The sequence below is a fragment of the Saprospiraceae bacterium genome (genome assembly GCA_016713025.1).
Taxonomy (GTDB): Bacteria; Bacteroidota; Bacteroidia; order Chitinophagales; family Saprospiraceae; genus OLB9.
Genome location: JADJPZ010000004.1, coordinates 2,437,515 through 2,452,270, shown reverse-complemented (window position 1 = coordinate 2,452,270; position 14,756 = coordinate 2,437,515). Strand labels below are relative to the sequence as shown.

Annotated in this window: 15 protein-coding genes; 12 read left to right on the top strand and 3 right to left on the bottom strand. The window is 37.7% G+C overall.

What is annotated here, in order from left to right; all coding sequences use genetic code 11:
- The first annotated feature begins 101 nt into the window (after positions 1–101).
- From IPK35_16705 to IPK35_16675, 7 genes are all read left to right on the top strand, one after another.
- The gene (locus IPK35_16705) at positions 102–1,349 is read left to right on the top strand and encodes a M20/M25/M40 family metallo-hydrolase (protein MBK8054857.1); all 1,248 of its coding nucleotides are present in this window, start codon (positions 102–104) and stop codon (positions 1,347–1,349) included.
- Entirely contained in the window at positions 1,349–1,810 is a 462-nt protein-coding gene (locus tag IPK35_16700; GenBank protein ID MBK8054856.1) for a hypothetical protein, read from the top strand. The genes IPK35_16705 and IPK35_16700 overlap by 1 nt, the downstream gene beginning before the upstream one ends.
- Before the next feature lie 8 nt (positions 1,811–1,818).
- The gene (locus IPK35_16695; protein ID MBK8054855.1) at positions 1,819–2,265 is read left to right on the top strand and encodes a DinB family protein; all 447 of its coding nucleotides are present in this window, start codon (positions 1,819–1,821) and stop codon (positions 2,263–2,265) included.
- A gap of 3 nt (positions 2,266–2,268) precedes the next feature.
- Positions 2,269–2,715, top strand: a complete 447-nt coding sequence (locus IPK35_16690; GenBank protein MBK8054854.1) for a DUF1572 family protein — start codon at positions 2,269–2,271, stop codon at positions 2,713–2,715.
- Positions 2,716–2,950: 235 nt separating this feature from the next.
- Positions 2,951–3,673: a transposase gene (locus IPK35_16685; protein MBK8054853.1), complete on the top strand. Its 723-nt coding sequence runs from the start codon at positions 2,951–2,953 to the stop codon at positions 3,671–3,673.
- Positions 3,674–3,706: 33 nt separating this feature from the next.
- The gene (locus tag IPK35_16680) at positions 3,707–4,018 is read left to right on the top strand and encodes a hypothetical protein (GenBank protein ID MBK8054852.1); all 312 of its coding nucleotides are present in this window, start codon (positions 3,707–3,709) and stop codon (positions 4,016–4,018) included.
- A 6-nt stretch (positions 4,019–4,024) separates the two neighbouring features.
- Positions 4,025–4,276, top strand: coding sequence for a hypothetical protein (locus tag IPK35_16675; GenBank protein ID MBK8054851.1), 252 nt, complete (start codon positions 4,025–4,027; stop codon positions 4,274–4,276).
- 838 nt (positions 4,277–5,114) lie between these two features.
- On the opposite strand, the gene IPK35_16670 is transcribed toward IPK35_16675, so the two are convergent.
- The 3 genes from IPK35_16670 to IPK35_16660 form a co-directional block, all read right to left on the bottom strand.
- Complete coding sequence (locus IPK35_16670) at positions 5,115–6,311, bottom strand: phosphoglycerate kinase (protein MBK8054850.1); 1,197 nt, start codon at positions 6,309–6,311, stop codon at positions 5,115–5,117.
- An 83-nt stretch (positions 6,312–6,394) separates the two neighbouring features.
- A complete protein-coding gene (gap, locus tag IPK35_16665; GenBank protein ID MBK8054849.1) occupies positions 6,395–7,408 on the bottom strand; it encodes a type I glyceraldehyde-3-phosphate dehydrogenase in 1,014 nt (337 codons plus the stop codon).
- Positions 7,409–7,936: 528 nt separating this feature from the next.
- Positions 7,937–8,386: a MarR family transcriptional regulator gene (locus IPK35_16660; GenBank protein ID MBK8054848.1), complete on the bottom strand. Its 450-nt coding sequence runs from the start codon at positions 8,384–8,386 to the stop codon at positions 7,937–7,939.
- Between the two features lie 699 nt (positions 8,387–9,085).
- On the opposite strand from IPK35_16660, the gene leuC reads away from it, so the two are divergent.
- The 5 genes from leuC (at position 9,086) to IPK35_16635 (ending at position 14,653) form a co-directional block, all read left to right on the top strand.
- The gene (gene leuC / locus IPK35_16655) at positions 9,086–10,489 is read left to right on the top strand and encodes a 3-isopropylmalate dehydratase large subunit (GenBank protein ID MBK8054847.1); all 1,404 of its coding nucleotides are present in this window, start codon (positions 9,086–9,088) and stop codon (positions 10,487–10,489) included.
- A gap of 55 nt (positions 10,490–10,544) precedes the next feature.
- On the top strand, positions 10,545–11,144 hold the full coding sequence (gene leuD / locus IPK35_16650; GenBank protein ID MBK8054846.1) for a 3-isopropylmalate dehydratase small subunit: 600 nt from the start codon (positions 10,545–10,547) through the stop codon (positions 11,142–11,144).
- A 57-nt stretch (positions 11,145–11,201) separates the two neighbouring features.
- On the top strand, positions 11,202–12,695 hold the full coding sequence (locus tag IPK35_16645) for a 2-isopropylmalate synthase (GenBank protein ID MBK8054845.1): 1,494 nt from the start codon (positions 11,202–11,204) through the stop codon (positions 12,693–12,695).
- Positions 12,696–12,791: 96 nt separating this feature from the next.
- Complete coding sequence (gene leuB / locus IPK35_16640; GenBank protein MBK8054844.1) at positions 12,792–13,865, top strand: 3-isopropylmalate dehydrogenase; 1,074 nt, start codon at positions 12,792–12,794, stop codon at positions 13,863–13,865.
- A gap of 323 nt (positions 13,866–14,188) precedes the next feature.
- A complete protein-coding gene (locus IPK35_16635) occupies positions 14,189–14,653 on the top strand; it encodes a hypothetical protein (protein MBK8054843.1) in 465 nt (154 codons plus the stop codon).
- Positions 14,654–14,756: the final 103 nt, after the last annotated feature.

Genomic DNA, 14,756 nt, shown 5'->3' with positions numbered 1-14,756 from the left:
TGCAAATTGTTACACACACATTTCTATTAAATGTTGGCGACAATAAAAATTCTTTTGTAATTTTACATTTTAAACTCAACACAGACCTGTATTCCATGAAAATGTATTCAAAATTATCCATTGTCATTTTAGCACTGAGCTTTTTGGTAATATCATGCTCCAAAAAAACTTCATTGCCAATCAGTCAGCCAAAACAAAATATTTCCACTGACATCATTACATTATCTTCAGATGAAATGGAGGGCAGAGAAATTGGTACAGAAGGTGAAAAAAAAGCAGGTGAATATATAGTCAACAGATTTAAAGGCATTGGTCTTACTCCTGCTGGAAATGACAAAACTTATTATCAAACATTTTCCAGAAAAAAAAGCAGTAATCCTCATGGTGATGATGCTTCTTCCGCAGGTGCTTCTGTAACGGGCCGCAACATTCTGGGATATATCGACAATAATATGTCAAGTACTGTTATCATCGGAGCACACTATGATCACCTTGGGTATGGGCAGGAAGGATCACTCCACGCAGGTGAACGTGCTGTACACAATGGTGCTGATGATAATGCAAGTGGTGTAGCAGGCGTTTTGTACCTTGCAGAGAGCATCAAAAAGTCAGGATTAAAAAATCACAACTATCTCTTTATTTGTTTTTCAGGAGAAGAAAAAGGACTTTGGGGCTCCAATTATTTTGTCAATAACACGTCTATGGACAAAACAAAATTCAACTACATGGTCAATATGGATATGATCGGCAGGCTCAATGCAGAAAAAAAGCTTGCCGTCAGTGGTGTGGGAACAGCACCTGATTTCGAACCCATCATAGATGCCATCAAAACGGATAAAGTCAATGTCAAAAAAGAACTTTCCGGTATGGCACCTTCCGATCAGGCATCTTTTTACAATGCTGGTATTCCCGTACTTGGATTTTTTACAGGCCAACATGCTGACTATCACAAACCCACAGATGACGCTCACCTCATCAACTATACAGGAGCAACAGATGTACTGGAGTATATTTATACTATTGTCAGTACATTGGACAAAAAGCCAAAAGTTACTTTTACAAAAACCAAAGACGAAACTCAAGGAAGAGTGGCTTTTACAGTGACATTAGGAGTCATGCCTGATTATATGTATGACGGAAAAGGCATGAAACTGGATGGCCTGAAAGATGGAAAACCGGGTCAGCAGGCAGGATTGATGAAAGGCGACATTATCGTCAGGATGGGAGAACATGAAGTGGCAGACATGCAGGCATATATGAAATGTCTTTCTGTCTTTAAACCAGGTCAGACAGTAGAGATTGTATTGATGCGCGACGGCAAAGAAATGAAAAAACAAGTGACATTCTGATGACCAATAACCAATATAATGAAGTCCAAAAATTGGATAGCCTTTGGCCGTTGTTGGTTATGGCGGTTACTTTAGCGACCAACTGGGTTTTGTATTTTTATCTAAGGTACGATGATCTCATTGTATTTTATTGTAGTATGGCGACTGCTATTTTGATGTGTTCATTCTTACTAAGCATGAGACTGTACACCTCGATCGATGAAAATGGTGTGCATTACAGATTTTTTCCTTTTCAATTCAAATGGCACACCATCAGACATAAGGATATAAAAGAACACACCATCAGAAAATTTAGCCCCTGGTCAGAATATGGCGGATACGGCATACGCAATGGAAAATCTGGAAAAGCATATATTATAGCAGGAAATGATGGATTGCAACTGACACTTCAAAATGGAGAGAGGATACTGATAGGGACGAATCAACAGGACAAGATCAGATCAGTAGTTTCAGTAAAATAACCATAATGATGGACATTGTACAACAACTCACAAAATGTAAGGATGAAACTTTACCATACTTCCAACTTGGAATAAAAGATCTTGAAAAAACATATCAAGCCGGCAAGTGGTCCATCAAAAAAATTCTTGTACATCTCGCTGACGCTGAGTCTGTACTTCACGAAAGAATCAAAAGAGTCATCTCCGAACCCAAAGTTGTTGTATGGGCATTTGATCAAGACAAATGGTCTGAAAATCTAAATTATGTCGATTTCCCAATAGATATCGGTAGACAAATGTTTGAAGCCAACAGAAATTCTATCATTTATCTGGCACAAAGCTATTATCATTCGAAGGGGGATTCAACGTTTGTCCACAGTGAAGCAGGTCTTCGTACCCTAAAAGATGAATTTGATAAAGTTGTTTTGCACAATAAATCCCATTTAAATCAAATTTTAGCCGCACTTAATCAGTGACACATGATGATACAAAGTCTTGAATCCATATTTTCCAGAGACCTTCTCAAGCTCTCCCGAGAAATTGAACTGTACAAAAATGAAAGTGTCATTTGGCATTATGAAAAAAATATTTCCAATTCGGCAGGAAACCTTTGCCTGCATCTTGTGGGCAACCTGAATACCTATATTGGAGCAGAAATCGGAAAAACTGGGTACATCAGAAATAGAGATGCTGAATTTTCATCAAAAGGAGTAGAGCGGTCAGTTTTAGTACAAATGGTATCAGGAACCATGATCACTGTAAAGGAATCCCTCTTAAATTTCAATCCAGCATTACTTCAGACAGAATATCCTTTGCTCGTTTTTGATACAAAGACATCTTATGAATTTTTTCTGATCCATCTTGCCACCCATTTGAACTACCATTTGGGGCAAATCAACTACCACAGAAGATTGCTTGATTGTTGATCATAAACTTGAAAATGGGGTGATAAGCGTTATTTCTCTTTTGAAATCAAATATTTAATGATTCCAAGCAGCAGGTTAAGGACAAAGATTAGCTGTGCTAATAAAAAGAGTATAATAAGACCGTAAGAAACAGAGCTCAGGAACTTAAAGTAATTAATTCTACTTTGTTAAATTTAATGTACAGATAACCAACATATTGTAAAAATTTCGTATATTTGTACTGTCGTTTTTTTGAGTGCAAAAACTTCTTACCTTTAGGAACAGCAGTAACAAAAACGACTTTTTTAAGAACACAAAACAAAGCCTTTATGAAATTTTTCAGGTCGTCAAGGATGGCGACCTTTGCTCACATGTCATTGATTATCAATCTCAACAGCACTTCATTTCAGATTCACTCTGGAGTGCTTCGGATCTCATGATGGAAGTGGCTAAAAAAGTCAATAAAGATTTAGGGGATCGAAAGCTACAAGCGCTCAATATTGATGAAAATAGTAACAAAAAATCAGGTAAGCACTCCGTTGGTCTCCAGACAATATATAATGGCATTGAAGGAAAGATCGAAAATTCACAAACAGGCGTATTTGCGTCGTTAGGAAGTGGTGAGAAAGTGTGTTTGGTTAACGCACGTTTATATCTTCCAAAGGAGTGGACAGATGATGAAAAGAGATGTATTAAAGCAGGTATCCCAAAGAAAGCTATTAAATACGCTACTAAAGTGCAACTTGCCATGGAGATGATAGATGAGCTAGACAAACAAGGGATAGAATATGGATGGATAGGCGCGGATTCACTGTATGGACAAGGATATGAATTTGCAAACGCTCTAGATAAAAAGGGTAAAAAGTTTGTACTGGATATAAAGGTGAATCAACATATTTATCTTACAGAACCAGAAGTATTGGTTGAAAATCGAGTGACAAAAAAGGGGAAAGAGATCATTAAGTTAACGAATGAATAAAAATCAGTAAAAGTAGAGGATTACTACAAAACGTTGACTAAGAATGATTTCAGCAAAATAGAATGGCATAAAGGGTCAAAAGGATGGCTCAAAGCCCTATTTCACATCCAAACAGTTTGGGTCTGGGACCCTAAGACACAAAAAGCTCAAAAAAGAACACTGATCATAAGAAAGGATCAAAATAAAATAAAATATTCGTTGAGCAACTTTACAGTAGAAGAAGAGAGCATTGAAGAATTTGCTTATATGCAAGGCCAAAGATATTGGATAGAACGATCGTTTCAAGACAATATAGGAGAGCTTGGAATGGCCGACTACCAAGTAAGAAAATACAATGCATGGTAACACCACATGGCATTAGTAATGATGGCAATGCATTATATACTCAAGAAGCGGCAAGAAAAGAAAGAACAAATCCCACTTTTATCAGCTAGAGATGTTAGACTACAAACTATTGCCATCCTATTATCACAAGGTGTGAATATTGAAGAAGAAATAAAGCAGATGCTTTATAGGCACATACAGCGAGAAAAAGACATAAATCGCCGAATCAAAAACGATAAACCTGACAACCTATTTGAGACTTTTGATGATAATTCCTAATTTAACAAAGTAGAATTAAAAATCATCATTTCTTTTCGCGATTCAGCCAAGATGCTTTATTACACTGGATCGAAGTTAGAAGCTACAACGAACAAACGATGCTTTAGAGACATGATCCTGAAGATAAATTACTCCCGCCTATCGGGGCAGGAGCGTAGCCCTGTCATCTTTGTAGAAAACATTAGCATCTGAAACATAAGGGGCGTAGACCTGATATCTTATATTTACCACATCTTTTAAGATCACAGGGCTACGCCCCTACGTGATGGTGTGAGGATATTTATGCTACAAAGATCTCAGGACTACGTCCCTATATTTATCTCGGACATAAAGATTAGAGATAATAGAAGGGTGTATTTTACTTTTTTGCATCACATTAAAAATCATCATTTCTTTTTGCGATTCAGGCAAGATGCCTTATTACACTGCATCGAAGTTAGAAGCTACGACGAACAAACAAAACTTGATAAGAAATCAAGCACAGTGCGAAAAAATGAAATGCACCTCATTTTTTCAGTATAACATTTAAAATATTTTTTTTTGCCAAAGGCCTTATTGTTTAACATAAACCACAAACAAAAAAGAGCAGTAATTTATACTGCTCTTTTTTTTATTACCTAAATATCTAAAATGAGATTCGTAGTGAGAGCTTCAAATACAATAAAATCAGCACTTTTAGCGACAAATCATACTGTGTGCAGCTATGCTGTAGTCACCACCATGGTGCGATGCTAAAAGTGATCCGCCGCTGCGGAGACTGATTTTGAAGTATTTGGAGGTCGTAATAGATTATCATTTTAGATTTTTAGGTATTAAGTCAAGTCACCTGTTGTTCGTATTACTCCTTGACCGCTTTGATGCCGGGAAGTTCTTTGCCTTCCAGAAACTCAAGCATAGCGCCTCCACCTGTAGATACATAACTCACCCTGGATTCAAGACCTGATTTGTTGATGGCTGATACACTGTCTCCGCCTCCTATCAATGAGAAAGCTCCTTCATCCGTAGCTTCTGCTACTGCTTTTGCTACAGAAAATGTACCATTGGCAAACTTTTCAAACTCAAATACGCCCATAGGTCCATTCCACAAGATGGTTTTTGAAGCTATGATGACATTGGAGTAAACATCCGTAGCCACAGGTCCAATATCCAGTCCCATCCATCCGTCAGGTATATTGTCACTGGCCACAACATTTGAAGCAGCATCAGCACTAAATGCATCTGCAATGATACTGTCTCCCGGCAAATAAATAGTAGTATTGTTGGCTTTAGCTTTAGCTATAATCTTCAAGGCTAAGTCTGTAAAGTCAGGTTCAACAAGAGATTTACCTATTTTGCCGCCTTTAGCTGCTATAAAAGTATAAGCCATACCTCCACCAATGAGGATATTGTCCATGCTATCGATGAGTCTTTCAAGGAGCTGAATTTTATCCGAAACTTTGGCACCACCTACTATAGCAGTCACAGGGCTGACAGAATCATGCAACACCTTTGTAGCATTTTCGACCTCTGCAGCCATGAGGTATCCAAAACCTTTATGGTCTTTATCAAAATATTTTGCAATGGTAGCAGTTGAAGCATGCTCTCTGTGGGCAGTCCCGAAGGCATCATTAATATAGATGTCACCATGCTGACTCAGTTTTTTAGCAAAATCCGGATTTCCCTTTTCTTCCTCAGGATAAAATCTCAGGTTTTCAAGCAACAGTATCTCACCATTTGCCAAAGAAGATGACATTCTGAAAGCATCTTCCGAAATACAATCATCAGCAAAATTGATTTTAACATCAGGAAAGTACACCTGCAATGCCGGTATGACGTGCTTCATGCTGTATTTGTTTTCAGGACATCCTTTCGGTCTGCCCAAATGGCTCATCAATACTACCGATCCACCATCGTTCAGGACTTTGGCAATCGTAGCTTTTGCACCTTCGATACGGGTATCATCGGTCACCTGAAGTTCTGCATTGAGCGGCACATTAAAATCCACTCGCATGACCACACGTTTCCCGGAAAAACTTGTTTCTTTAAAATTTATCATGATATATTTTTTTTTGTCTGTTATGAAAGTAGAAATATAAAACAAAAAAGGGCAACCTTACAGATCACCCTTTTTTTATTTAATTATGCTTTAATCAAGCCAGCAAAAAATTGCAATGTTCTCACTAACTGTGCTACATAGCTTGCTTCATTGTCATACCAGCTGACAGTTTTTACAAGCTGAGCATCACCATTGTTGATTACTTTTGTTTGTGTCGCATCAAACAGACTTCCGTATTCTGTGCCGATAATATCACTGGATACGATTTCGTCTTCAGTGTATCCGAAACTCTCATTTGCAGCTGCTTTCATAGCTGCATTGATTTCTTCTTTGGTCACTTTCTTATTCAGTATCGATACCAACTCTGTCAACGAACCTGTAAGAGTTGGAACTCTTTGAGCACTACCATCGAGTTTTCCTTTCAGTGATGGGAGAACCAGGCCAATAGCTTTTGCAGCACCTGTGCTATTTGGAACTATGTTTTGAGCGGCTGCTCTTGCTCTTCTCAGGTCACCTTTAGCATGGGGTGCATCTTGCGTATTCTGATCGTTGGTGTATGCATGTATGGTGGTCATGATACCTGTCACTATTCCATACTGATTTTCCAATACCTGCGCCATAGGAGCGAGACAGTTGGTCGTACAACTTGCACAACTGATGACATCTTCAGTACCATCCAATATTTCATGGTTGACATTAAAAACTACAGTTTTCAAATCGCCGGTTGCCGGAGCTGAGATAACTACTTTTTTAGCTCCTGCGGTGATATGCGCCATTGACTTATCTTTGTCCGCAAAAAATCCCGTACACTCCAGTACCACATCCACATCATGTTTTCCCCATGGAATCTGTGAAGGATCTTTCTGAGCATAGATTTTGATTTCATCACCATTGACAAAGATACAATCTTCGCCCGCCTTTACATCTTCATTGAATCGACCTTGTGCAGTATCATATTTCAACAGGTGAGCCAATACTTTCGGACTCGTGAGATCATTGATCGCTACAATATCAATACCCTTCATATTGAATATCTGTCTGTACACCAATCGACCTATTCTGCCGAAACCGTTGATGGCTATTCTTTGTGTTTTCATAATTTCTATTTATTTATTTTAATTTAACTTTGTTACAATTTATATTAGAGTATGTTTTTTGATTCATTTGAGCCGGAGCGAATTTACCACCTTCCTATTATTTAAAATTTATACTCAAAGTAAAACAAAATTCTGTAAAAAACTTTAATGATCACTACAATTTTGAAAATCAAAGAAAGTTCTTAAAATTTCAAAACTTAATTCTGTGATGCAAAGATACGATAAATATATTTTTACATAGTAAAATGCAGGCTATAAAATCGACGTAAAAAAATATGATATTGGTCAGATAAACAAATAATTCAAATCATGGGCGAATCATATTAAGACATTTTTTGGGTGTATCCCAAAATTGCACTGTATTATTTAATTTTTAAGTTTCGAATTTAGTGGGTTATCCTAATAGTTAGCAGTTTAAGGGTGGGACGTCTCAAGCGTAGCTTGACAGGCTCTTTAGGGATTGATGGTTGTGGGCAGTATAAACAATTTTAGTGTAAAAATGGGATACACCTCATTTTTTTAATTCAATCAGCCTCGCATCTTATCTAAAAGGTGACTCAAAGTAGAGTATTCTTCATTACTGAGTTTATGATATTTATCGTAATGGTAATCCAAAGAATCGGATATTTCTGTGAGCTTTTCTATTCCTTCGCTTGTGAGGTTTAAATGGATTTTCCGTTTATTATCAGGACATATGTTGCGATAGACCATGCCCATTTTGACGAGTTTGTCCACCAATCTTGTAAGGTCTGCGCCTTTATCAAGTATGACTTCTTTGATGTATCCCGGTGATACTGGTTCGGGATGTTTTCCGTTTAGAATTCTTAAGACATTATAATGCTGACCCTGAATATCAAATCTCTTAAACACAGTTGTGTGCATATCCCGAAAATGATTGGACGTGTAAAACAAATTGATAATAGCTTTCTGAAACTCATTTTTGAAATGCTGTTGTTTAATTACTCTATCAATTTCCATGATACTCATTAGGATTTACGATTGTCAACAGAAATAAGTTTTTAACCACAATATAGGAAATGATTCTATTTCATTAAATTTTATTGTAAAGTTATAATACATAAAATCCAATTTTTTCATTCAAATTTGCACTTTAAAAACTTCTCTTATTTTACATCTTTACTGAAAGTATAAACACAAAAATGAAATACTTGTTGCAACAATATAGTGATAAAATATTATGTTTTGAGTCTAAACTCAACTCTAACAACCCATCGTGCTTCCTTATTCGGCGCTCAGCAAGAGACAATAGTAATTTTAAAAAAAGGACATGGTAAGATTCCATACCATTAATGCTGGTTTGCTTCCATTTTTATATCAATGTCGTTTAGTTAAGACATCTTTATGAAGTCTTTCCCTTGTAAGGGAAAGATTTAGATAGGGTAAAAGCAAAGAAATATTCCTCATCTGAACGACATTGATTTTTATATTGGAATGCTATATGACATCAGATTCAGTTTTAAGTCTGTAACATTTGAATCCTGAAATAATGTTATAAACATTTGATATTTAAATATATATAATCAATTCTATAAAATAAAAATAACTTTGAACGTTGTAACTAGTTATGAAGTAATGATAATAAATAGACTATTAAGTAGCATATTTTGGCATATACATCTGATATTTGCAGCAATTTTTAAAAAATAGTAATAACCTATGGTAGATCAACCAATGACTTTGTTTGATAAAGTTTGGGATGCACATGTTGTGAGAAATATTGAAGATGGACCTGATGTTTTTTTTATTGACAGGCATTTTATACACGAAGTCACCAGTCCTGTAGCGTTTTTGGGACTCGAGACCAGAGGCATAGGTGTTTTATTTCCTGAAAGAACATTTGCTACTGCCGATCATAATACACCCACGATCAATCAGCATCTTCCTGTACAAGACCCATTATCTGCCAATCAGTTGAAAGCTTTGGAGCAAAACTCAGCTAAGTATGGTATCTCACATTGGGGACTCGGAAATCCTAAAAATGGTATAGTACACGTAGTGGGCCCTGAAAATGGCATTACATTGCCGGGAATGACTATAGTTTGCGGAGATTCGCATACTTCCACTCATGGGGCCTTTGGAGCTATTGCTTTTGGTATCGGAACATCGGAAGTGGAGATGGTACTGTCATCACAGTGTATCATGCAGCCGAAACCTAAAAAAATGCGCATCACCGTCAACGGCAATTTACAAAAAGCTGTGACCCCAAAAGATGTTATACTATATATCATTTCAAGGCTGACTACCGCCGGAGCCACAGGATATTTTGTTGAGTATGCCGGTGATGTTTTTGAAAAGATGAGCATGGAAGGTCGCATGACTGTGTGCAATATGAGCATAGAGATGGGAGCTCGTGGTGGTATGATTGCACCTGACGAAAGAACTTTTGCCTATATCAAAGGTCGTGAGATGGCACCTTCCGGAGATAAATGGGATACATATCTCGCCTATTGGAGAAGTTTAAAGACGGAACCCGGAGCTGTTTTTGATAAAGAATATATATATGACGCAGCTGATATAGAACCAATGATCACTTATGGTACTAATCCAGGCATGGGTATAGGTATATCAAAGAAGATACCACAGTCGTCAGAAGTGGAAGGTGGAGCGGCCACTTATGAAAAATCACTTGCATATATGGGATTTGATGAAGATCAGAATATGATAGGCAAAAAAGTGGATTATGTGTTTATTGGCAGCTGTACCAATGGGCGTATTGAAGATTTCAGAGCTTTTGCATCTATCATCAAAGGAAGAAAAAAAGCGGACCATGTTACAGCATGGATTGTCCCCGGATCACATATAGTTGAGCAACAGATCAGAGAAGAAGGTATCTATGACATCCTTGTGGAAGCAGGTTTTGAATTACGACAACCTGGATGTTCAGCGTGTCTTGCTATGAATGATGACAAAATTCCGGCCGGAAAATATGCTGTAAGCACGAGTAACAGAAATTTTGAAGGTCGTCAGGGTCCCGGTAGCAGAACGATGCTTGCCAGTCCGCTATTGGCTGCCGCTGCTGCTGTCACCGGTGTAGTAACAGACCCAAGAGAATTGATGTAATACCCAAAGGTAGTCTAAAACCAGACACACAATAGCTAAAACCTAACACCTAAAAATGGCATACGATAAATTTACAATTTTACAGAGTTCTGCAGTCCCGCTACCGATTGAAAATGTGGACACAGACCAGATCATACCTGCAAGATTTCTTAAAGCGACAACAAGAGAAGGGTTTGGAGACAATTTATTTAGAGATTGGAGATACAATCCGGATAGTACTCCCAAATCAGATTTTGTACTAAACAACCCTGTTTATAAAGGAAAGATACTTGCGGGAGGCAAAAACTTTGGTAGTGGCAGCAGCAGGGAGCATGCTGCTTGGGCCATTTATGATTATGGTTTCAGATGCGTTGTGTCAAGCTTTTTTGCGGATATATTTAAAAACAACGCAATCAATATGGGCATACTCCCTGTGCAGGTAAGTCCGGGATTTCTTGACAAGATTTTTTCAAATATTGAAATCAATCCGAATACAGAGTTTATTGTCAGCTTACCCGATCAGACTATTACTATTGTGGCAACAGGTGATGTAGAACAATTTGAAATCAATGGTTACAAAAAAAATAACCTTATCAATGGTTATGATGATATTGACTATCTTCAGGCTATCAAAGATGATATCAATACTTTTGCTGCATCAAAATCCATATATTAAGATCATGCACAATTATTAAAATACCAGTTGAAAACCAAAACCAGACATATAGAGATTATGGACACTACTCTCCGCGATGGAGAGCAAACTAATGGTGTATCCTTTTCTTCATCAGAAAAACTGACAATAGCCCAATTGCTACTTACAGAACTCAAAGTGGATCGAATAGAAATAGCTTCTGCCAGAGTATCTGAAGGTGAATTTCGTGCAGTAAAAAAAATAACAGACTGGGCTCGCGACCATGATTTATTGGATAAAGTTGAAGTTCTAACCTTTGTAGATGGGGATATTTCTGTCGATTGGATGCTGGATGCCGGAGCCAAAGTAATGAATCTACTGACCAAAGGCTCTCTGAATCATTTGACTTATCAGCTCAAAAAAACTCCCGATGAACATTTTACTGAGATTGCCTATGTATTGAACCTGGCTAAGGATAAAGGACTCAGGTGCAATGTTTATCTGGAAGACTGGAGCAACGGTATGCGCAATTCTAAAGATTATGTGATCCAATATCTTGATTTTATCAAAGACCAGCCAGTAGATAGAATCTTGCTTCCTGATACCCTTGGAGTTTTGACCCCTGAGGAGACATATAGGTACATTTCTGAGCTGGTCCTGAGCTATCCTGATCTTCATTTTGACTTTCATGCGCACAATGACTATGACCTCAGTGTGGCCAATGCACTTGAGGCGATAAAAGCCGGAGCTAAAGGGTTACATGTCACAGTCAATGGCATGGGCGAACGGGCAGGCAATGCACCATTGGCCAGCACTATTGCTGTCTTGAATGATTTTATGCCGGAAGTTTGGACTTCAGTCAGCGAAAAATCACTTTACAAAGTCAGTAAGCTTGTGGAAACTTTCTCAGGATTCCGGATTTCTGCCAATAAACCCGTGGTAGGTGAAAATGTATTTACACAAACAGCCGGTATTCATGCTGATGGAGACAAAAAAAATAATCTGTATTATAACGATCTGATACCTGAAAGATTTGGCAGAAAAAGGAAATATGCTCTGGGAAAAACCAGTGGAAAAGCCAATATTGAAAATAACCTGCTACAGTTGGGTATCAAAATGTCCGATGCAGACCTGAAGAAAATTACCCAGCGAGTGATTGAGCTGGGTGATAAAAAACAACTTGTCACACAAGCTGATCTTCCTTTTATCATAAATGACATACTGGATAGTGAAAAAATCGATAAAAAGGTAGAGATAAAAAATTATGTCCTCACCCACTCCAAAGACTTAAAACCTTCGGTCACACTCCAAATCACTATACTGGAAGAATGGTTTGAAGAGCATGCTCAGGGTGACGGTCAGTATGACGCATTTGTCAATGCATTGCAAAAAGTGTACAAACAAAAAAAAATGGAATTACCTGAATTAGTGGACTATTCAGTGCATATTCCTCCGGGTGGTAAGTCAGATGCCCTGTGTGAGACTACGATCACCTGGCTGTATCAGGAACGGGAATTCAAAACCCGTGGACTTGACAGCGATCAAACCGTGGCTGCAATCAAAGCTACAGAAAAGATGCTGAATATGATCTGATAAATTTTGATTTTTTAACATTTTCAAATGGTTCTATGATGATCAATTTGAAAGAAGTAGCGTTTTACTTTTACAACATTTATAAAAACAAATGAGATGGCACAAAAAAAAATATTGATCGTACCCGGAGATGGTATCGGACAGGAAGTTACTGAAGTAGGAAAAAGAGTACTCGATGCGATAGCTGCCAAATTCGGGCATGAGTTTACTTATGATGAAGCATTAATCGGTCATGTAGCCATCGAAGCTACCGGAAACCCACTACCGGAAGCAACATTGCAAAAGATGAAAAATTCGGATGCTATTCTATTTGGAGCAGTAGGTCACCCCAAATATGACAATGACCCATCTGCCAAAGTGCGACCTGAACAAGGTCTGTTAAGAATGAGAAAGGAGTTGGGTCTCTATGCTAATCTTCGCCCTATAAAACTATTTGATGAATTGCTTAGCGCATCGAGCATAAAACCTGAAATACTAAAAGGTGCTGACATCCTATTTTTCAGAGAGCTTACCGGAGACATATATTTTGGAGATAAAGGGAGAAAAAATGATGGTGATACAGCCTATGACGTGGCCGAATATAGCAGGCATGAGGTAGAACGTATCGGTCGCAAAGCATTTGAAGCTGCCCGTACAAGAAAGAAAAAACTTTGTTCTGTAGACAAAGCCAATGTACTGGAAACGAGTCGCTTATGGAGGGAAGAAATCCAAAAATTGGAGAAAGAATATCCGGATGTCCAGGTAGAACACCAGTTTGTGGATGCTCTCGCCATGATGTTGATCAAAGATCCCAAAAGATTTGATGTAGTGGTGACAGCCAATCTTTTTGGAGACATACTGACGGATGAGGCATCACAGATTGCAGGATCGATGGGAATGCTCGCATCAGCTTCTATAGGCGATGGTACAGGTGTATATGAACCAATCCATGGATCAGCCCATGACATCACAGGCAAAGGAGTAGCCAATCCATTGGCATCTGTGCTATCAGCAGCACTATTACTTGACATATCGTTTGGCATGAAGGAAGAATCCGAACTTGTCATCCACGCAGTAGATCAGGTGCTGAAGCAAGGATATCGAACCAGAGATATTGCTGATGCAAATACACCTGCCGCTATGATACTGGGTACAGAAGCTATGGGAAATGAAGTTTTAAAATTTATTTAAATAGCTTCATTTTTCTACAATTAGTCCTATCGGGATTTTTTCGTTGTGTTTATGTTTAGAGTATGTTTAAAATTTTTCTTAGTTGTAAATCAATAGATTATGGTTCTGGCGATAAAATAATCAACGCATTTAGTGAACTAAATAAGGCGATTATTTTGAAGTCAGGTTCAAAATATATTGATTTTAAGGCAATAAATATTTAAACATACTCTTAATATTTCAATATTGGAATGTAAGCAGTACATTATATTTAATCAGTTGTTTGGCTTTATGGTACATTGTGGTTATCTTGTCGATCCAACAATTTATAAAAGGATTTAACCATGAGAGTATTAATTATTTTAAGCCTTTGCCTGATTTTCTCATGCAACAAAAAACAAAACCTATCTAATTTTGAAAATGTAACCAACTTTGATTGGCTGCTAAACCAATGGCAGCGATCCAATGACAAAGCAGGACAAGCCACCTTCGAAAATTGGGACAAAACCAATGATTCGTTGTACATCGGAATGAGTTACACACTGCAGGGAGCCGATACAGTCTTTAAAGAAAATGTACAGCTTGTGAGGACAGGAAACCAATGGTCATACAATGTATTGTTGTCAGATGCCGATGAAGGGGTTTCTTTTGTTATAACTCAAATGTCAGATGCCTCATTTATTTGTGAAAATATGTTCAATGAATTCCCCAAAAAAATTTTGTACCAAATGAAAGGAGATTCCCTCTTTGCCAATGTTTCAGGAGGAGAACATTCCATTGATTACTGGTTTGGTAAAACACTAAAATAAAGAATGCTTTGGAAATTGGCCCTCACCATTCTTTTCTGCTCATCAGTGTGTTTATGATTATCTGTGTTCAAGTTCATGCCCAAAAATATAGCTTTTCAAAAGC